This is a genomic window from Streptomyces canarius, from assembly GCF_014650735.1.
Classification (GTDB): Bacteria; Actinomycetota; Actinomycetes; order Streptomycetales; family Streptomycetaceae; genus Streptomyces; species Streptomyces olivaceoviridis.
Map to the genome: position 1 here is coordinate 224,137 of NZ_BMVN01000009.1, position 18,893 is coordinate 243,029.

An 18,893-nucleotide genomic window follows, 5' to 3' on the forward strand; every position below is an offset into this window, starting at 1 on the left:
CCCTCCCGCCCCCACCCGAGGAGCCCCGCATGGCCGTACCCGTCGCGTTCGACCACACCTCCACCGGCTACAGCCTCCAGCGCGCCTACTGGCTGGCCCGCGCGGCCGACCTGGCGTACCGGGACCGGGCCGCCATCGAGGAACAGGCCGCCCGGTGGGGCTTCGAGGAGGTGCGGTACCACCACACCCGGTTCACCCCGCCCTTCCCGCTCCAGGACACCCAGGCATGCACCCTGGCGAGCGACCGGATGATCGTCACCGCGTTCCGCGGCACCGAACCCGGCCAGATCAAGGACTGGCTCTCCGACGCCACCACCCCGCCCCGGCCCGGACCCGGCGGCCACGGCTACGTCCACCAGGGCTTCGCCGAGGCTCTCGCCTCGGTCTACCCGGCGGTGCACGACACCCTCACCGAGCTGCGCACCGACGGCCAGGCCGTCTACTTCACCGGGCACAGCCTCGGCGGGGCGCTCGCGATGCTGGCCGGCGCCCGCCTCTACCTGGAGGAGCCGCACCTGGCCGCGGACGGTGTCTACACCTACGGCCAGCCCCGCACCTGCGACCGGCTGCTGGCCGAGGCGTTTTACGAGGGGTTCGGCGGCCGGATGTACCGCTTCGTCAACAACAACGACATCGTCGCCCAGCTCCCGCCGGAGCCCGCCTACACCCACGTACGAGCCCTGCGGTATTTCGACTCCAAGGGCCGGCTGCACGAGTCGATGCCCATGCTGTCGGCGCTGGGCGACCGGGCCAGGGGTCATACCGCGGACCCGTTCGCGCCCGCCTCCGACGGCTTCCGCGACCACTCCATGCGCACCTATCTGACGGTCCTGGAGCAGAACCTGGCCTGACGGTCCCGGAGCACGAATCGCGCCTGAGATCCGGCCGCCCGCACCCGGCCGTCGCGGCCTCCCCGTTCGGGCTAGGAAACGTTGGTGAATGACCATTCACTCGATAAGGTGAATGAGTATTCACCTCGTCACCGTGCCGCCCGCAGGAGCGCCGATGGACCAGCCCGTCCCGATATCCCCCTCGCCCCGGCTGCGCGACCGGCTCACCATTCCCGTGCTGGCGTCCGGCGGCATCCTCATGGCGGTCATGCAGACCGTGGTCGTTCCGCTCCTGCCCGACCTGCCCCGGCTCACCGGCGCGTCGGCCGCCGCCGTCTCCTGGACGGTCACCGCGACCCTGCTCTCCGGTGCCGTCCTCACCCCCGTCCTCGGCCGGGCCGGCGACATGTACGGCAAGCGCCGGGTGCTCACCGCCGCGCTCGCCCTGATGACCGTCGGCTCCGTGATGTGTGCGCTCTCCTCCGACATCGGCGTGCTCATCGCCGCCCGCGCCCTCCAGGGCGCCGCCGCCTCGGTGGTCCCGCTGTCCATCAGCATCCTGCGCGACGAACTCCCGCCGGAACGCCGTGGCTCGGCGGTGGCGCTGATGAGTTCCACCGTCGGCATCGGCGCCGCGCTCGGCCTGCCGCTCGCCGCGCTGGTCGTGCAGTACGCCGACTGGCACACCATGTTCTGGCTGACCAGCGTCCTCGGCGCGGCGGGCGTCACGGCGACCTGGTGGGCGGTCAAGGAGTCGCCGGTGCGGGAACCCGGCCGGTTCGACGTCCTCGGTGCCCTCGGCCTCGCCGCCGGGCTGGTCTGCCTGCTGCTGGGCGTCTCCCAGGGCGGCACGTGGGGCTGGGGGAGCGCACGGGTCCTCGGACTGTTCCTCGGGACGGTCGTCGTGCTCGCCCTGTGGTGCCGGCAGCAGCTGCGCACCGCACGGCCACTGGTCGACCTGCGGCTGGTCACCCGGCCACGGGTGGGCCTGTCCCATGTGGCGGCCCTGCTGACCGGGTTCGCCTTCTACGCCAACTCCCTGGTCACCGCCCAGCTGGTGCAGGCACCGAAGGCCACCGGGTACGGCCTCGGCCTGTCCATCGTCGCCACCGGCCTCTGCCTGCTGCCCGGCGGTGTCACCATGCTGCTGTTCTCCCCGCTGTCGGCCCGTATCTCGGCCACGCGGGGCCCCCGGATCACGCTCGCGCTGGGCGCCGCGGTCATCGCCTGCGGGTACGCGCTCCGCATCGCCGACAGCCGCGACCTGTGGATGATCATCCTCGGCGCCACCGTGGTGGCGACCGGCACCACGCTCGCCTACTCCGCGCTGCCGACCCTCATCCTGCGCGCCGTACCGGCCGCCCAGACCGCCTCCGCCAACGGCGTCAACGTCCTCATGCGCACCATCGGCCAGGCCGTCTCCAGCGCGGCCGTCGCCGCCGTCCTCGTCCACCACAGCAGCCCCCTCGGCGGCGTCCCCGTGCCCAGCCTGCACGGCTACCAGCTCGCCTTCGCCATGGCGGGCGCCGTCGCCCTCGCGGCCTGCGCGTCGGCCCTGTCCATCCCCGGCGACGGCCCCGCGCCGGGCACCCGGCGGGCCCGGAGCGGCACCCGGGGCGCCCGTGACGAGGCGATGGAGGGAGCATGAGGGCCATGACCACGCCACCCGGTCAGGCGCCCGCCCCCGCACGCAGGGACGCCGAGGCCACCAAGGCCGCCATCCTGAAGGCCGCCCGCCACCTCCTGGCCCGGCACGCGCACGCCGACATCACCCTCAAGGCCGTCGCCGAGCGCGCCGGGGTCAGCCCGCCGCTGATCCTGAAGTACTTCGGCAACAAGGACGCCCTGTTCGCCCGCGTGATGTCCTTCGACACCGACGCCGACGCCCTGCTGGACGCGCCGCTGGACGCACTCGGCCGGCACATGGTCCGGCACGTCGTGTCCAGCCAGCGCGAGCGGGGCGCCGACCCGCTGCTGCGCATCGCCTTCGCCCCGCTGCACGGCGACCACGGCGACGTCCTGCGCGCCAACTTCCGCGCCCAGGTCACCGAACGCCTCGCCGCCCGGCTCGCCGGCCCCGACGCGGGCCTGCGCGCCGAACTCGCCGTCGCCGCCCTGGTCGGCCTCGGCGTCATGTACGGCATCGCCCGCGGCCCCCACCTGCGCGAGACCGGCACCGACGCCCTCGCCGACCGCTACGGGCCCGCCGTCCAGGCGCAGCTGACACCCGGTGCCGACCAGCGGGATCCGGCCGGGGCGGACCCCCGGCGGTGATCTCGCGGAGCCGGCCGGTGAGCGCCGTGCGGGGTCCATCTCGTCCGGAAGCCCGGGGAGTTCCGCCGGGGCCACCGCCGGGGTGGCCGCCGACGCGGGCTCCCCGGCCGGATGACAGACTGACGGCATGGACGAACGCGTAATCGGCAGGTCGGGTCAGTGGGCATCGGTGGTCGGGCTCGGCACATGGCAGCTGGGCGCCGACTGGGGCGACGTGGACGACAAGGAGGCGCTGTCCGTCCTGGAGGCGGCGGCCGAGGCCGGGGTGACCTTCTTCGACACGGCCGACGTGTACGGCGACGGGCGCAGCGAGGCCACCATCGCCTCGTTCCTGCGCGGCCGGCCCGATCTGCACGTGCTGGTGGCCACCAAGATGGGCCGCCGGGTCGAACAGGTCCCGGAGAACTACGTCCTGGACAACTTCCGCGCCTGGAACGACCGCTCGCGCCGCAACCTCGGCGTCGACCGCATCGACCTGGTGCAGCTGCACTGCCCGCCCACCCCGGTCTACTCCTCGGACGCGGTGTTCGATGCCCTGGACACCCTGGTCGAGGAGGAACGGATCGCCGCCTACGGCGTGAGCGTGGAGACCTGCGCCGAGGCGCTCACCGCCATCGCCCGGCCGAACGTGGCGAGTGTGCAGATCATCCTCAACCCGTTCCGGATGAAGCCCCTGTACGAGGTGCTGCCCGCCGCCCGCGCGGCCGGCGTCGGCATCATCGCGCGCGTGCCGCTCGCCTCCGGGCTGCTGTCCGGCAAGTACACGAAGGAGACGGTGTTCGCGGCCAACGACCACCGCACCTACAACCGGCACGGCGAGGCCTTCGACCAGGGCGAGACCTTCTCCGGCGTCGACTACGGGACGGGCGTCGAGGCCGCCGCCGAGTTCGCCGCGCTCGCCCCGGAGGGGTACACCCCGGCCCAGCTGGCGCTGCGCTGGATCATCGAGCAGGACGGCGTGACCACGGTGATCCCGGGCGCCCGCAACCCCGAGCAGGCCCGCGCCAACGCCGCCGCGGTCAAGCTGCCGCCGCTGCCGCCGCAGACGTCCACCGCGATCCGCGAGCTGTACGACCGCCGGATCAAGGACCAGGTCGAGCACCGCTGGTAGCCGCGGGCTTGCGGACCGTTTGAAGGCACGGCCGGGCGGTTACACGCAACCGCATGACGGAGGCAGGACGGCGCAGAGGGCGGAACGAGACCGAGGAGGAGCGGGCCGACCGGATGTGGGGCGAGCTCATCCAGGAGGTCCGGGTGGCGCAGACGGGGGTGCAGATCCTCTTCGGTTTCCTGCTGACCGTCGTCTTCCAGCCGAAGTACGCGCAGCTCACCCCCGCCGACCAGGTCATCTACATCGTGACCGTCGTCCTGGGCGCCTGCGCGACCGGCGCCCTCATCGGACCGGTGTCCCTGCACCGCCTGGTCTCCGGCCGCCGGGTCAAGCCGCAGGCGGTACGGCTGGCGTCCCGGATGACCTTCGTCGGCCTGGTCCTGCTGCTCGCCACGATGACGTCGTCCCTGCTGCTGATCCTCCGGGTGGCCACCCACGACACCTATGTGCCGTACCTGGTAGCGGCCGTCGTCGCCTGGTACCTGCTGTGCTGGTACGGCCTGCCGCTGTGGGCCCGCCGCCGGCACACGTCCCGGACGGACGGCTAGGCCCGGCGGGCCGCCAGCGCCCTCAGGTGCCGGTCGTGCGTCCCGCTGAGCAGCAGCAGGGACAGGACCGAGCCGATCAGGGCGCAGAACATGTCCCACTGGGTGTCCCACACATCGCCCTGGGTGGCAAGGAACGCGTCCGCGCCGTGTCCGCCGATCTCGGCCGCCAGCCACTCCAGCAGCTCGAAGCAGGCGCTGAAGGCCAGGCAGGCGCACACCGTGAGCGGCGCCAGCCAGCGGCTGCCGCGCAACGGCGAGGTGCGGCTGAGCAGTTCACGGACCAGCACGGCCGGGACGAAGCCCTGCATCAGGTGGCCGAACCGGTCGTACGGGTTGCGTTCCAGGCCGAAGGTGTCGCGCACCCAGTCGCCCACCGGGACCTGCGCGTAGGTGTAGTGCCCGCCGACCGCGAGGACCAGCGCGTGCGCGGTCAGCAGTCCGCACAGCAGCCCGGTCAGGGGGAAGCGCCGCCAGAGCAGCACCACCAGGGGCAGCCCGGCCAGCGCCCACACCGTCTCCAGGAACCAGGTGGTGCGGTCGCGTGCGCCCCACGCCGACACGGCCAGCCCCACGGCCACCACGCCGGCGAAGAGGGCGGGCGGCACGCGGCGCGGCGCGCGGAGCGGGGCGGGGTGCACTGCGGTCACGGCGGGGCTCCTTGCCTGGGGACGGCCTGGGGGTCGTAGGAGCCCCATCGTGGCGCCCGGCCGGGGCCGCCGGCATGAGTACGGCTACTCAGCCGCGGAGAGGATCTCCGCCAGCAGTTCGTCCACGGACATGCGCTCCCGGCCCGGTGGGACGATCTGGTAGGTCTCGCGCAAGAACGCGGCGACGGCGGGCGCCCAGGCGAACACCACCGCGTGGTGCCGGCCGCCGTCCGGCCGGGCGTCGCCGAGGAACTCCAGGCGCAGCTCGTGCCACAGGCCGGTGGCCTCCGGCCGCATCCGGACGTCGCCGATGCCGACCGGCCCGGCCAGTGCGTCGGCGAGCATCTGCCGGTCCAGCCGCCAGCAGGCCAGCACCCTGCCGTCGTGGGCGAACACGGCGGTGACGGCGAACGGGTCGTCGGCGTCGTAGCCGAGGTGGGCCAGCACCGGGCACCGGCCGGTGCCGTGCGCGAGGAGCTGCACCACCAGGGTCTTGTGCACGAACGAGTTCACGCGGGGGCCTTTCGGGACGATCGGCTTAGGGCCCTCTAGTACCCCCGCTGCGCCCGGAATGCTCACCCGTGTGACTGAATCCCGAACACGGCGCGCCGCCCGGCCGGGCAGCCGCCGGGGCCGCCCGGACCGGGAGGGCACGCCCGGGAGGCGTGCCGCGAGGTGGTACCCCGTCAGGCGAACGCCTCCCGCAGGGCCGGCAGCAGGGTCTTCGCCGACCAGTCCAGGAACTCGGGCTGCGTGTCACCGCCGATCTGGACCAGGGCGACCTCCCCGAACCCGGCCTCGGCGTAGGGCCGTACGGCCTCCACGAACGCGTCCGGGTCGTCTCCGCACGGGATGGAGGAGGCGACGTCGTCCTCGGTCACGAACTGGGTCGCGGCCTCGAAGGAGTCCGGGTGCGGCAGTTCGGCGTTCACCTTCCAGCCCAGCCCGAACCAGCGGAACTGGGAGTGGGCGCGCTTGATCGCCGTCTCCCGGTCCGGGTCGTAGCACACCGGCAGCTGGCCGACCCGGGGCTTGCCGGTGCCGCCGTGCCGGTCGAACGCCTCCAGCAGGCCCGCCTTCGGCTCGGTCGCGATCACCAGGTCGGCGAGGTGCCCGGCCAGCTCGCAGGACTGGTCGCCGGAGACGGCGATGCCGATCGGCGGCGCCTGCTCCGGCAGGTCCCACAGCCGGGCCGACTCCACGTCGTAGTGCTGCCCGTGACGCGTGACATGACCGCCCTCGAACAGCGCCCGGATGATCTCCACCGCCTCTTCGAGCATCTCGTGGCGGACGTCGACCGGGGGCCAGCCGCCGCCCACGACATGCTCGTTCAGGTTCTCGCCGGCGCCGAGGCCGAGCCGGAACCTGCCCTGGGACAGCAGCTGCACGGTCGCCGCCTTCTGCGCCACGATCGCCGGGTGGTAGCGCAGGATGGGGCAGGTCACGTACGTCATCAGGGGGATCCGCGAAGTGGCCTGGGCGGCGGCGCCCAGCACGCTCCACGCGTACGAGGAGTGCCCCTGCGAGCGCAGCCACGGGAAGTAGTGGTCGGAGATCACCGAGAAGTCGAAACCCGCCTCCTCGGCCTGCACCACGTGATCCACCAGGTCACGGGGACCTGCCTGCTCGGTCATCATCGTGTATCCGATTCGCACCATAGGTGGCGAGTCCCCGGGTCGGCGTCCGGAAAACGGCCGATGGGCCCGGGTCACTCCTCCGGCGTGCGGAAGGTCCCGAGGAACGTCTTCAGCGCCAGCCGGTTCGCCGCGTCGTCCCAGGCCGCGGCCGGGGTGGTGAAGCGCAGCGAGAAGCCCCGCGTCCCGCCCAGCAGGAACCCCCGCCCGAAGGTGTGCGCCCGCGCGGCCCCGGACCCCGCCAGCCACTCCAGGTCGGCGGCCCTGCGGCCCCGGTAGGTGGTCGCCCGCACGGCGCCGACGCGGCCGTAACCGGGCAGCTTCCGCAACCCGGGCTCGACGTCGTCCCGCCAGACGGCGACCGGGTCGGGGCCGACGCGCTCGCTGTAGGTCACCGCGAGCGTGGGCGAGTCGCCGCCCCGGCCGAAGGTGACGCGATAGGCCAGGTCGGACACCCGGGAAGTGGTCAGCCGCTGCCAGCCGTCGGGCAGCGCCACCGAGAAGCCCTCCGGGGCGGTGTACCGGCGGTAACCGGCCGGCGGGGCGGGAGCCGGCTTCGAGGAGGGGGCCGAGGTGGGTGTCGAGGCGGGTGTGGCGCCGCCGCCCGGTTGCCGGGCCGCGGGGCCGGACGGGGTGGCCCGGGGCGGCGCCCCCGCCGTGTCCGTGCCGGACGACAGCGCGCCGGACGCGGCCAGTGCTGCCGCGGCCACGGTGACCACGGCCAGCGCGGTGCCGGCGGCCAGGACCCGTCCGCCCCGCAGCGGTCCGGTCTGGCGCACGGCCCGGAACGCGCCGCGCGGCCGGGGCTCCGGGCCCGGCCGCCGCTCCGCGTCCGCGTCCTCGCGCAGCGCCCGGGTCAGCGCCTCGCGGACCACCGGCCGGGTCGGCCGCTCCCGCGCGTTCTTGCGCAGCAGACCCTGGACGACCTGGGTGAGCGGCCCGGCGCGCAGCGGGGTGCGCAGCGGCAGCCGGTCCACCGCCCTCAGCGTGGCGTCGGGCCGGCCGCGGTCCCGGAACGGCGGCCGGCCCTCGACCATCGTGTAGAGCAGCGCGCCCAGCGCCCACAGGTCGGCGGCCGGGCCGATGCGCTCGTCACGGGCCTGCTCCGGTGAGGCGTACGACGGTGCCGTCAGCCGGGGCACGAGCGTCGCGCCCGCCAGCCCGAACCCGGTGACGACGACCGGGCCGCCGTCCCGCACGAAGACCTGGCCGGGGCTCAGCTCGCCGTGCGTGACGCCTTCGTCGTGCGCGGCCTGGAGCACGTCCAGCAGCTCCAGGCCCAGCCGGGCCGCCCGCACCGGGTGGAACGAGCCCTCCCGGGCGAGGAGTTCGCCCAGGGGCGTCCCGTCGACCCACTCGGTGACCGTCCACAGGGCGTCCGCCTCCACCACGGCGTCGACGACCGCCGCCACCTGGCCGGGGCGCAGCAGCCGCACCGTCTCCGAGGTGCGGACGACCCGGGCGGTGACGCGCCGCGCGGTGTCCTGGCCGACGGGCCCCGGCAGGGCCGTCCGCGCCACCAGGCGGGGCTGCCCCGCCGCCACGTCCTCGGCGTACCACCACAGGCGGTTCGTCTCGCGGGCGAAGACCTCCAGGAGCCGGTACCGTCCGGCGACCGACCGGTGTGCGGAGACGTGCGCCTTGACCATGGTCATCCCTCGCTGAAACCCCTGCCTCGTCTTTCCCAGAGGTACGCGGGGCGAGCGGGGGAGCGTTCAGGGGTACGTCCAAAAGCTCCCCCGGCGGAGTCCTGGCGGCGGAGTTCTCACGGCGGCGCTGTCACAGCAGCCCGAAGCGGCCGGCCCAGTCGGTGATTTCCCGGGGCGTCGTGTTGCCCCCGCACACCACGAGCCCGATCCGTGCCCCGTCGCCGACCCGCTCCACCACCTGCCGGGCCGCCGGCAGCAGACAGCCCGCGGCCGGCTCGGCCCACACCTTGGCGTGCTCGGCGAGGTCCAGACAGCCCCGCACCGCGTCCCGGTCCGGGACCACCAGCACCTCCTCGACCAACGCGGACACATGGTCGTACGTCAGCCGCGACGCCGAGGGCGCGCTCAACGTGGTGACCAGGGAGGACAGCGGCACAGGCACCGGACCGCCGGCCTTCAGCGCGCCGGACACCGCCTCCGCGCCCGCGGTCTCCACGCCCCACACGCGCACCCCGGGCCGCCGGGCGCGCAGGGCCGCCGCGACCCCGGCGATCAGACCGCCGCCGCCCACGCTGACGACGACGTCCGTCAGCTCCCCGGCGTCCTCGGCCAGCTCAAGACCCACGGTGCCCTGTCCGGCGATCACGACCGGGTCGTCGAACGGATGGACCAGGGTCAGGCCCTCGTCCCGCAGCCGTGTCACCAGCTCGAAGGCGCTGTCCATGCCGTCGGTCAGCCGCACCACCGCCCCGGCCTCCTCGGCGAGGGCGAGGGAACGCGCGGGCGCGGTGCGCGGCATGACCACGGTCGCCTTCACATCGAGGGCCGCAGCCATCACCGCGAGCGCGATCCCGTGGTTGCCGCCGCTCACCGCGACCACGCCCGCCGCCCGCTCGGCCTCGCTCAGCGACAGCAGCTTCGCCGTGGCCCCGCGGGCCTTGAACGAGCCGGTGCGCTGGAGCAGTTCGAGCTTGGCGGTGACGGGGACGCCGAGCAGCGCGCCGAGGCCGGGGCTCGGTACCGTCGGCGTGCGGACGACGTGCCCGGCGATCCGCCGGGCGGCGGTTTCGATGTCCGAGATCTCGATCACGGTGCTCCACCCTTCCGGCGCGGGTCGGGACCGCGCCGCTCGCACCTTCACCCGCCGGGAGGCCGGAGGTCAACGGCGTTCCGGATCATGGCTACAGCGCGCGGCCCACCAGGGACTCCAGCAGCTCCGTCAGCGCCTCGGCGGCCCCGGTGGCCAGGGAAGCGGTGGCGAGCAGTTCCCGTGCCGCGGCCGTGTGGGTCCGGGCCTCGGCCAGGGCCGCCGTACGGCCCCCCGCCGCCTCGATCAGCGCGGCGGCCTCCTCGGCGTGCCCGTCCGGGCCGAGCAGCGCGGGCAGCCGCCGGGCCGCCGGGGAGCCGAGCGCGGCCAGCACCGGGAACGTCTTCTTCCGCTCCCGCAGATCGCCGCCCACGGGCTTGCCGGTGACGGCCGGATCGCCCCAGATGCCGAGCACGTCGTCCACCAGCTGGAAGGCGACCCCGAGGTGGCGGCCGGCCCGGTCGAGCGCGTCGGCCGTGTCCCGGGGCGCCCCGCCGAGGGTGGCGCCCAGCGCCGCGGCACAGCCCAGCAGCGCGCCGGTCTTGCCCTCCGCCATCGCCCGGTACTCCTCGGGTGTCACCCGGTCCGGGCCGCTCCAGGGCCGGGTGGCGAACAGCAGGTCGTCGGCCTGCCCGCGCACCAGTTCGGCGAGGGCCGCCGACAGCAGCCGTACCGCGCCGGCGCCCTCCGGCGCGGCGGCGAGGGTGTCGACCGCCAGCGCGAACAGGGCGTCCCCGGCCAGCACCGCGGGACCCGTGCCGTAGGCCTGCCAGACGGCGGGGCGGCGGCGCCGGGTCGCGTCGCCGTCCATGATGTCGTCGTGCAGCAGCGAGAAGGCGTGCACCAGCTCCACCGCGACCGCCGCCGGGACCCCGGCCCGGCCGTCGGCGCCCGCCGCCTCGGCCCCGAGGACCGCCAGTGCCTGCCGTACGCCCTTGCCGCCCGGCGCGGTGACGGGTGCCCCGCCGACCTCGCACCAGCCGAAGGAGTACGCGGCCATCTCGGCGACCCACGGGTGCAGCCGCCCCACCGCGTTCCGCAGCTCCGGCCGGACCAGTTCCCCGCAGCGGGCGAGGACGTGCCGGGCGGACTCCCGCACCGGCGAGACGGGCGCCGTCATCGCACGGCCTCCGCGTCGAGGCCGAACTCCCGCTGGGCCCGGGCCACCATCTCCCGCGCGTGCCGCAGCCCGCTGCGCTCCAGGGTCCGGGCCAGGTCGGCGAGTTCGGCGGCGGTCTCGGCACGGTCGCGGCCGAGCCGGGCGAGGGACTTGGCGAGGCCCAGCCGGGACAGCGCCTCGCCGCGCGGTTCGCTGATCGCCCGGAACTCGGTGAGCGCCAGCTCGTAGCGCTCGCGGGCCTCGGCGTGACGGCCCGCGCGGTACAGGACGTTGCCCTGCATCTTGTGGTTGTAGGCGAGCGCGCTGGAGAGGTTCATCTCCCGGCAGGTCGCCTCCGCCTCGGACAGCAGCTCCAGCGCCCGCCCGGTGGCGCCGTCGCGCACCGAGAGGACGTCCGCGAGTCCGCGCAGCGCCCAGGCGTGCCCACGCCGGTCGTCGGCCCGGCCGGCTATCTCCGCCGCCTCCTCGAACAGGGCGTAGGCCCTGTCGTAGTCCCCGGTGTTGCGGTGCATCTGGGCGATGCCCTCCAGGGCCCACACCGTGTGCCGGGCCTCACCCCGTTCGCGCGCCTCGGCCAGCAACTGCTCGTGCAGCCGGCCCACCGCCGCGTAGTCGCCCTGGATGCGGCCGGTCTCGGCGAGGCCGGCCAGCGAGTAGCCGCGCACGACGACGTCCCCGCCGCGCTCGCCGAGTTCGGCCGCGAGCCCCAGCAGCCGCCAGGCCAGCGGGAAGGCCCCGCGCTGCCGGGCGAGTGTGCCCCCGCTCCACAGCGCCCACGCCATCGCGGCGGTGTCGCCGGCCTCGCGGGCGGCGCGGTAACTCGCCTTCCAGGCCCGGTCGGCGTCCCGCACATGACCGAGCCGCCGGTGTGCCTCGGCGACGGCGAGCCCGCAGCGCGCCGCCTCGCCGGGGCGTCCGGCGTCCTCGGCCTCGCGCAGCCGCTCGGTGCCGGCGGCCAGCACGTCGACCAGCGAGGAGTTCACGGACAGGGTGGTCAGGGCGCCCTGGTACTCCGGGGCGAAAGCCTTGCCGTACATGCGTACCCTTCTACACACTGAGTGTATACATGGTGTGTATAGCATCGTGAAAATCACCCCGGCCCGAGGGGCCGGGGCTCGGTCTGTCGATGATCAAGACGCCGGTACGAAGACGGGGGTTGCCCGCCCTAGAGGATCACCTGTGAAGGTTCAGTGCTGGTCCTTCTGGGGGGTCACCTCGCTCGGCCGCACCACCACGAAGCCCTCACCCTGGAGCATCAGCTGCACGGCCTCACCCGAACCGCCGCGCAGCATCGAGCCGATGGACTGCGAGCGGTGCAGCGAGGTCTCCAGGTGCGCGGTCCAGCCGACCACGGCGTCCGTGTCGACGTACACCGGCGCCTGCGCCGACACCGGTATGACCAGCGGGTTGCCGTCGCAGACCAGGCCGAGCCGGCCCTGCCCGCTGAAGACGCTGTTGAACAGGCCGCCGCCGGCGATGCCGGAGCCCTTCACCGTCTTGATCTCGTACGAGAGCGAGGCGTCGAAACACAGGACGTTGCGGCCGTTGACGGTGAACTGGTCACCGGCCTCCACCTCCACGATGAAGCAGTTCTGCGCCTCGTGCGCGAACCAGGCCTCGCCCTGCCCGCGCACCGCCATGAGGGGCAGCCCCTCACCGGTGACCGCACGCTTGAGCATGCCGCCGACGCCCTGCCCCTTGCGTTCGAACTTGAGGCTGCCGCGGTAGGCCACCATCGCGCCCTGCCGGGCGTACATCTCGTCGTTCACCGCGTACTTGATGCACTTGGCGTTCTCGACGGACATTCCCGGCTCCACGGCCGGCTGCACCACGTGCTGACTGGAAAAGAGATCACCCTTCATGCGGGGCATGGTGTCCCGGAGGATGTCATTCCGCCAAGATCACGGAACATACCGGTTCTTCCGGGACAGGCGCCCGCCCGTGCCGGCGCACGTCGGCCGGCACGGGCGGCCCCCCTCCCCGTCAGGCGGCCTGCCACAGCGCCGGCACCGCCGGGGGCTCCCAGCCGGGCTGGGACGTGTGCGGCTGGAGGCAGACGTACGCGCGCGCCGCGTACGTGACCCAGTCGCCCGTCCGGTAGGCGGTCCCCGGCATCCAGGTGTTCTCCGGCGAGGAGGGACCGGGACCCGGGCCGGGGTCCTGCGGGACGTCGAGGACGAAGTCGAACGCCGCCTCCCGGCCGCCGCTCCCGTCGCGCACCGTCATCAGCAGGCGGGAGTCGAAGATGGTGTCGGTGTTGTTGCGCGGTTCGTTCGGGAAGTACAGCTGCGTGGTCAGGACGGGACGGTGCGGTGCCTGCACCTTGACGTGCAGGTGGCGGGTCCGGCCCGGATACAGGCCCGGCACGATCGTGGTCAGCGCGAAGGAGCCGCGGGAGTCGGTGAACTGGTGGCCGCGCAGCCGGAAACCGGTGCCGTCGTACGCGCCGTTGGTGTCGGCCTGCCAGAAGTCCAGCAGGACGCCGGACAGGGGGAGGCAGGCCCGGCCGAAGACGTAGCCGGTCACGGTGAGCCGGGTGCCCGGCAGGCCCGGTTCCAGCAGACTCGTGCGCTCCGGTGAGTTCGGTTTGAAATAGGGGCCCTCGATCTGCTGCGGAGTGGGGTCGTCGCCGTCGTCGCACGGCGGGGTGAGCCCGGGCGCCGTGCCGCCCGCGACGAACGTGCGGGCGAGCGCCGGACCGCCGATCAGGGCGACGGGCACCGCGGCGGTGGCGGCGAGTGCCGCGCGCAGCACCGTCTTGCGGTGGACGAGCCGCCCGGACCTCGGCTCCTCCTGCGCCCCGGCGCCGTCCTTGCCTGCTCCGTCCATGTCTCCTCCTCGTGGGGGGTCGGATGCGGAACGAAACTAGGGGCGCGCGGGCGGCACTTCGAGGGACTGGTCGCGGTGGCTGTGGTGTTTTCGGAAGTCACCGGGGCTGCTGCCGGTCTCCCGCCGGAAGAACCGGCTGAAGTAGGCCGGATCGGTGAAGCCGGTGCGGGCGGCGACCTGCCGGACCGACAGCCGGGTGTGGGCGAGCAGTTGCTGCGCCTGGTACACCCGGGCCTCGATGAGCAGCCGTCCCGGCGGACGGCCGGTGGCGGCCCGTACCGCCTGGGTGAGGTAGCCGGGCGTCACGCCGAGCCGGCTCGCGCACTCCCGCACCGTCCACCCGGCCGCCCCCGGACGTGCGATCAGCCGCGTGAACTCCTCGGAGACGGCGGCCGGCCGGCCCAGCACCCGCGCGTCGCGGTCGTCCCCGGCGTGCCGTGGCAACCGGGCGGCGCGTACGACGAGCACGTGCAGCAGCGAGCGCAGGACGCTCTCGTGACCCGGGGCGCGCTGCCGGTGCTCCGCCACGAGTTCGGCCATCAACCGCCCCACGGACCGGTCGTGTTCGGCGTCCAGGGCGAACCAGCCCCGCTCCCCGAGCCGCCGCAGCACCTCGCGGTCGCCGGGGTGGTCGACCAGGAAGTCGTCGGTGAACAGCGCCAGCGTCCCCTCCGGGCCCCGGCCGCCTTCCCAGTGGTGCACCTGCCCGGGCAGGACCACGGCCAGGCGCGGCGGCCGGACCGGCCACCGCGCCAGGTCGACGACGTGCGTGCCGGAACCGGAACTGACGTGGATGATCTCGTAGAACGTGTGCCGGTGCGGACGGCCCCACCGGGACAGCGGCCCCACCGCCTCGAAGGAGCCCGCGGCGAACGGTGGGTCCCCCGGCCCGGCCACCTCCAGCCGGTGCAGGGGCACGTCGCCCGAGGCTGTCGGCAGACCGGGGGTTCCCGGTGGGACGGTGGTGCCGCGCATGGCTCGTGCTCCCCTCCTCCGGGCGAGCCGGACGGCTCGCCGTTCCTCACCGGCAGGGATCACCTACCGCACTATGGTCTGTACCAACCCCTTGCCCCGTGCCCCACGGCGTCGCAAGCTCCCCTCATGGAGTTGGAGCTGCGGCATCTCAGGACCCTTCGGACCATCGCGGAGGCAGGCAGTCTGACCAGGGCGGCGACGGTGCTCGGGCTCGCGCAGCCCGCACTCAGCGCGCAGCTCAGGCGCATCGAGCGGACCCTGGGCGGCACCCTGTTCGAACGGGGGCGGCACGGGGTGCGGGCCACCGCGCTCGGCGAACTGGTCCTGGAACGCACCCGCATCGTGCTCCCCGCGGTCAGCGAACTGCAACAGGAGGCGGCCGAGTTCGCCCGCGGGCGCCGGGAGGCGGAGCGGCTGCGGCTCGGCGGCACCCACGGGCCGCTGCTCGGCGCGCTGGTGGACCGGCTCGCCGACGCCGCCCCCGGCACCAGCCTGACCACCCGCGCCTCCTGGTCGGAACGGGAACTGGCCGGTCTGCTCGCCGAGGGGCGCCTGGACTTCGCCCTGGCCGGTACCTGTGGATCCGCGCCCCCGCCCGACGGCACGCACCTGGTCTGGGAGGAGATCGCCGTCGACCCGGTCTTCGTCATGCTCGCCGACACCCATCCGCTCGCCGGGGGGCGGGAGATCGACCTGGCCGCGCTCGCGGACGAGGAGTGGGCGTGCGTCCCGGGTGACGGCTGTTTCGGCGACTGCTTCACCGCGGCCTGCGCCCGGGCCGGCTTCACCCCCCGCCGCATGTACGAGACGGACACCGCGTCCTGCGTCCACCTGGCGCAGGTCGGCCGGGCCGTGGGCCTGTGCCGGGCCACCTTCCCGTCGACGCCCGGCCTCACCACCCGTCCGCTCGCCGGCACCCCGCTGGTCTGGCGGCACCTGCTGGGCTGGCGCCCGGCCGGCCAGCGACCGGGCACGGCGGCCACGGTGCTCGCGCAGAGCCGCAAGGCACACGAGGACGCGGCGGCGCGCAGCGACGGCTACGCCCGCTGGCTCGCCCACCGCGGGGAACCGGCGGCACGGCGCACCGCCGCACCGGGCGCCCGTCCTTGAGGGCACGCGGGCGGGACGCGCGGCTGCCATAACACCGGGGCAGGGGGTCGGTTGACGTCTTACGGGAACGGGCGGGTGCTCCGTACGGTTTCCGGCACTCCACCGAATCCGAGGAGACCTCCCCATGCTCCAACGACACCTCAGAGCCGCGTGCGCCGCCGCCGTCGCGGTGGGTGCCCTGCTCGTGGCCGGGCTCAGCGGCTCCGCGAGCGCCCGGCCGTCCGGCCTCCCGGCCGCGCCCACGGCGGCTGAGACGCTGCGCACCGACGCGGCCCCGCCCGCCCTCCTGCGGGCGCTGCAACGGGACTTGGGCCTCAACCGGCACCAGGCCGAACGCCGCCTGGGCAACGAGGCGGAGGCGGGCGCCGCCTCCGGCCGGCTGCGGGCCGCACTGGGCGCGCACTACGCGGGCGCCTGGGTGCGCGGCGCGGAGTCGGACACGCTGACCGTGGCCACCACGGACCCGGCCGACGTGCCGGCGATCCGGGCCCAGGGCGCCGTCGCGCGCGTGGTGGACCACTCCCTGACCGCGCTCGACGCGGCCAAGGCACGCCTGGACCGGGTCGCCGCCCGGCGCGCCACCACGGACACCCCGGTCTGGTACGTCGACGTCCCGACCAACACGCTGGTGGTGCGGGCGGTACGCACGGACGCCGCACGCTCCCTGCTCGCCGCGGCCCACGTCGACGCCTCCCTCGCCCGCACGGTGAAGTCCGCCGAGCACCCCCGTCCGCTCTACGACCTGCGCGGCGGCGACGCCTACTACATCGACGGCAGCACCCGCTGCTCGATCGGCTTCCCGGTGACCCGCGGCACCCAGCATGGGTTCGCCACGGCCGGCCACTGCGGCCGGGCCGGCAGCACCACCACCGGCTCCAACCAGGTCGCGCAGGGCACCTTCCAGGCGTCCGTCTTCCCCGGCAACGACATGGCGTGGGTGGCCGCGAACGCCAACTGGACGGCGACGCCGTACGTCAACGGTTCCAGCGCGCAGGTCACCGGTTCCACCCAGGCCACGGTGGGCTCCTCCGTGTGCCGTTCCGGCTCGACAACGGGCTGGCACTGCGGGACGGTGCAGCAACTGAACAGCAGCGTCACCTACCAGGAGGGCACGGTCACCGGGGTCACCCGCACCTCGGTGTGCGCCGAACCGGGCGACTCGGGCGGCTCGTTCATCTCCGGCAGCCAGGCGCAGGGCGTCACCTCGGGCGGCACGGGCAACTGCACGAGCGGCGGCACGACGTACTTCCAGCCGCTCAACCCGATCCTCCAGTCGTACGGCCTGACGCTGAAGACGACCGCGAGCGGTCCCGGCGACCCGGGCGATCCCGGTGATCCGGGCAACCCGGGCGGCACCTGGTCGGCCGGCACCGTCTACCAGGCGGGCGCCACGGTCACCTACGGCGGCGCCACGTACCGCTGCCTCCAGACCCACCAGGCCCAGCAGGGCTGGGAGCCGCCGAACACCCCCGCGCTGTGGCAGCGGCAGTGAACGGCTGATCCCGGGCACCGCCGTCCGCCCGGACACTCCGGATGTCCCGAGCCCTCCGGACGTCACGACCGGAGCGTCCCGGCGGACGGCACCGTCGCGCGGTGGCTAGCCCCCGGCCGTTCCCGGCTTGCCGCAGAACGCCGATTCCAGGGCACCCGCCAACGTCTCCCACACCTTCCCGTTGTTCGACGTGTTGGCCACGGCCGTCAGGCTCCGCCCCCCGTCCTTCGTGCTGAACGCATACGTGTAGTACCCCTGCACCGCCCCCGTGTGCCCGTACACCGACACCCCGCAGGACAGGTCCCGCCGCCGCAGCCCGAGCCCGTACGCCGTCGTGCTGTTCACCTTGGTGAACCGCTCCATCTCGGCGAGCCGCGCGGCGGACATCAGCTTCCCTCTGAGCAGCGCGCGGTAGAAGACGTCGAGGTCCCGCGCGCTGGAGATGACCGCCCCGGCGCTCTGCGCCCAGGAAACGGTCTGTGCGGTCGCGTCGACCAGCGGGGCGCCCGCCGTGTCCGGCGTCAGGTACCCGCGGGCGTACCGGCCCGGGATCGCGGTGTCCGGATGGACGTAGAACGTGTCCTTCAGCTTCAGCGGCCCGATGACGCGCTTTTGGTACGCCGTCCGCACGGACCGCCCGGTGAGCTTCTCGATGAGCAGCCCGGCGACGACGAAGTTGGTGTTGGAGTACGCGTACGCGGCGCCCGGCGCGTTGGTGCGGGGCTTCTTCAGGGAGAGGGCGACCAGCTGCCGGTAGGTGAAGACCTTCTTCCGGACCGCCTCGAAGCCGGAGACACTGCTCGCGAACATGTCGTCGGTGTAGTCGTACAGCCCGCTGCGGTGGCTGAGCACATGACGGACCGTGATCCGGTCGTCCGGCAGCAGGTTCGGCAGGTAGCGGTTGACCGGCGCGTCGAGCGAGAGCCGGTGTTCGTCGACGAGCTGGAGCAGCACGACGGCCGAGAAGGTCTTGGTGACGCTGCCGATCCGGAAGCGGTCGTCGGTGCTGATGGCCCGCCGGGTGGCGCGGTCGGCGACGCCCTGGGCGACCCGGTACGTCCTGCCCCGGTCGTCGATCCGGGCCAGCGCCCCCGGCGCGCCCTGCGCCACCGCCGACCGCAGCACAGCGGCCAGTCCTGCGGTGTCGGGTGCCGGCAGCGCCGCCGGCACCGGCGTGCCCGGGCCTGTGCTCGCGGCCCGCGCCGGGACCGCGAGCAGCGACAGCGCGACCGCTCCGAGGACCGCTCCCCGCCCCACCGTTGCCGAGACCATCCCTCACCACTCCCATCGGTCGGTTTCCGCTGCGATATCGGTCCGTCTGGGAACCTAGGGGATCGCGACCGCGTCTCCACAGCCGACACACAGTTGGCCATCTCGCGATCACTCTGCGGCTGCCGTTCGTAAAGGATTGCCATAGAAGTTCGCGAAATAGATCATTCCGGCTTTACGTGCCCATGACTGATCCGCAAGGGTTGTCCCTCGGGGCCGGACCGGCCCCCGTGACGCCCAACCGCGCCACGTCGCAAGGCGGTTGGGCAGACCGGCCGCCCTCGAACGGAGGAACCCTGATCAGATTGCGTAGACCGC

Annotated in this window: 18 protein-coding genes; 7 read left to right on the forward strand and 11 right to left on the reverse strand. The window is 74.0% G+C overall.

Annotation, left to right across the window (positions count from 1 at the left end):
- The first annotated feature begins 29 nt into the window (after positions 1 to 29).
- The 5 genes from IE294_RS16195 to IE294_RS16215 all read left to right on the forward strand — a co-directional run bounded on the left by IE294_RS16195 (position 30) and on the right by IE294_RS16215 (position 4,763).
- Positions 30 to 851, forward strand: a complete 822-nt coding sequence (locus tag IE294_RS16195) for a lipase family protein (RefSeq protein WP_189886574.1) — start codon at positions 30 to 32, stop codon at positions 849 to 851.
- A 154-nt stretch (positions 852 to 1,005) separates the two neighbouring features.
- A complete protein-coding gene (locus IE294_RS16200; protein WP_189886576.1) occupies positions 1,006 to 2,478 on the forward strand; it encodes an MFS transporter in 1,473 nt (490 codons plus the stop codon).
- Entirely contained in the window at positions 2,475 to 3,104 is a 630-nt protein-coding gene (locus IE294_RS16205) for a TetR/AcrR family transcriptional regulator (protein ID WP_189886578.1), read from the forward strand. Before IE294_RS16200 ends, IE294_RS16205 begins: the two co-directional genes overlap by 4 nt.
- Before the next feature lie 127 nt (positions 3,105 to 3,231).
- Positions 3,232 to 4,215: an aldo/keto reductase gene (locus IE294_RS16210; RefSeq protein ID WP_189886580.1), complete on the forward strand. Its 984-nt coding sequence runs from the start codon at positions 3,232 to 3,234 to the stop codon at positions 4,213 to 4,215.
- 53 nt (positions 4,216 to 4,268) lie between these two features.
- Complete coding sequence (locus IE294_RS16215) at positions 4,269 to 4,763, forward strand: DUF6328 family protein (RefSeq protein ID WP_189886583.1); 495 nt, start codon at positions 4,269 to 4,271, stop codon at positions 4,761 to 4,763.
- On the opposite strand, the gene IE294_RS16220 is transcribed toward IE294_RS16215, so the two are convergent.
- The 10 genes from IE294_RS16220 to IE294_RS16265 all read right to left on the reverse strand — a co-directional run bounded on the left by IE294_RS16220 (position 4,760) and on the right by IE294_RS16265 (position 14,704).
- A complete protein-coding gene (locus tag IE294_RS16220) occupies positions 4,760 to 5,368 on the reverse strand; it encodes a DUF2238 domain-containing protein (RefSeq protein ID WP_189886716.1) in 609 nt (202 codons plus the stop codon). The two genes, IE294_RS16215 and IE294_RS16220, sit on opposite strands and share 4 nt — an antisense overlap.
- A 126-nt stretch (positions 5,369 to 5,494) precedes the next feature.
- Complete coding sequence (locus IE294_RS16225) at positions 5,495 to 5,923, reverse strand: SsgA family sporulation/cell division regulator (protein WP_189886585.1); 429 nt, start codon at positions 5,921 to 5,923, stop codon at positions 5,495 to 5,497.
- Positions 5,924 to 6,096: 173 nt separating this feature from the next.
- Positions 6,097 to 7,068, reverse strand: a complete 972-nt coding sequence (locus IE294_RS16230; RefSeq protein ID WP_189886587.1) for an LLM class F420-dependent oxidoreductase — start codon at positions 7,066 to 7,068, stop codon at positions 6,097 to 6,099.
- Between the two features lie 50 nt (positions 7,069 to 7,118).
- On the reverse strand, positions 7,119 to 8,699 hold the full coding sequence (locus tag IE294_RS16235; protein WP_189886590.1) for a protein kinase domain-containing protein: 1,581 nt from the start codon (positions 8,697 to 8,699) through the stop codon (positions 7,119 to 7,121).
- Between the two features lie 124 nt (positions 8,700 to 8,823).
- Entirely contained in the window at positions 8,824 to 9,783 is a 960-nt protein-coding gene (locus tag IE294_RS16240) for a threonine/serine dehydratase family protein (RefSeq protein ID WP_189886592.1), read from the reverse strand.
- 91 nt (positions 9,784 to 9,874) lie between these two features.
- The gene (locus IE294_RS16245) at positions 9,875 to 10,900 is read right to left on the reverse strand and encodes a polyprenyl synthetase family protein (RefSeq protein ID WP_189886594.1); all 1,026 of its coding nucleotides are present in this window, start codon (positions 10,898 to 10,900) and stop codon (positions 9,875 to 9,877) included.
- Complete coding sequence (locus IE294_RS16250) at positions 10,897 to 11,937, reverse strand: tetratricopeptide repeat protein (protein WP_189886596.1); 1,041 nt, start codon at positions 11,935 to 11,937, stop codon at positions 10,897 to 10,899. Before IE294_RS16250 ends, IE294_RS16245 begins: the two co-directional genes overlap by 4 nt.
- Before the next feature lie 150 nt (positions 11,938 to 12,087).
- Complete coding sequence (locus tag IE294_RS16255) at positions 12,088 to 12,762, reverse strand: AIM24 family protein (RefSeq protein ID WP_189886598.1); 675 nt, start codon at positions 12,760 to 12,762, stop codon at positions 12,088 to 12,090.
- Positions 12,763 to 12,883: 121 nt separating this feature from the next.
- Positions 12,884 to 13,729 carry a dioxygenase family protein gene (locus IE294_RS16260; RefSeq protein ID WP_189886600.1) on the reverse strand — a complete coding sequence of 282 codons (846 nt, stop codon included), beginning with the start codon at positions 13,727 to 13,729 and terminating at the stop codon, positions 12,884 to 12,886.
- Positions 13,730 to 13,765: 36 nt separating this feature from the next.
- Complete coding sequence (locus IE294_RS16265; RefSeq protein ID WP_189886602.1) at positions 13,766 to 14,704, reverse strand: helix-turn-helix transcriptional regulator; 939 nt, start codon at positions 14,702 to 14,704, stop codon at positions 13,766 to 13,768.
- Positions 14,705 to 14,830: 126 nt separating this feature from the next.
- Here IE294_RS16265 and IE294_RS16270 point away from each other — a divergent pair, with 126 nt between their 5' ends.
- Entirely contained in the window at positions 14,831 to 15,814 is a 984-nt protein-coding gene (locus tag IE294_RS16270; RefSeq protein ID WP_189886605.1) for a LysR family transcriptional regulator, read from the forward strand.
- Positions 15,815 to 15,938: 124 nt separating this feature from the next.
- Positions 15,939 to 17,306 (forward strand): carbohydrate-binding protein, encoded by a 1,368-nt coding sequence (locus IE294_RS16275; RefSeq protein ID WP_189886608.1) that lies wholly within the window; start codon positions 15,939 to 15,941, stop codon positions 17,304 to 17,306.
- Between the two features lie 105 nt (positions 17,307 to 17,411).
- Here the strand turns inward: IE294_RS16275 and IE294_RS16280 are convergent, their stop codons facing one another.
- The gene (locus tag IE294_RS16280) at positions 17,412 to 18,578 is read right to left on the reverse strand and encodes a serine hydrolase domain-containing protein (protein ID WP_189886610.1); all 1,167 of its coding nucleotides are present in this window, start codon (positions 18,576 to 18,578) and stop codon (positions 17,412 to 17,414) included.
- Between the last annotated feature and the right edge of the window lie 315 nt (positions 18,579 to 18,893).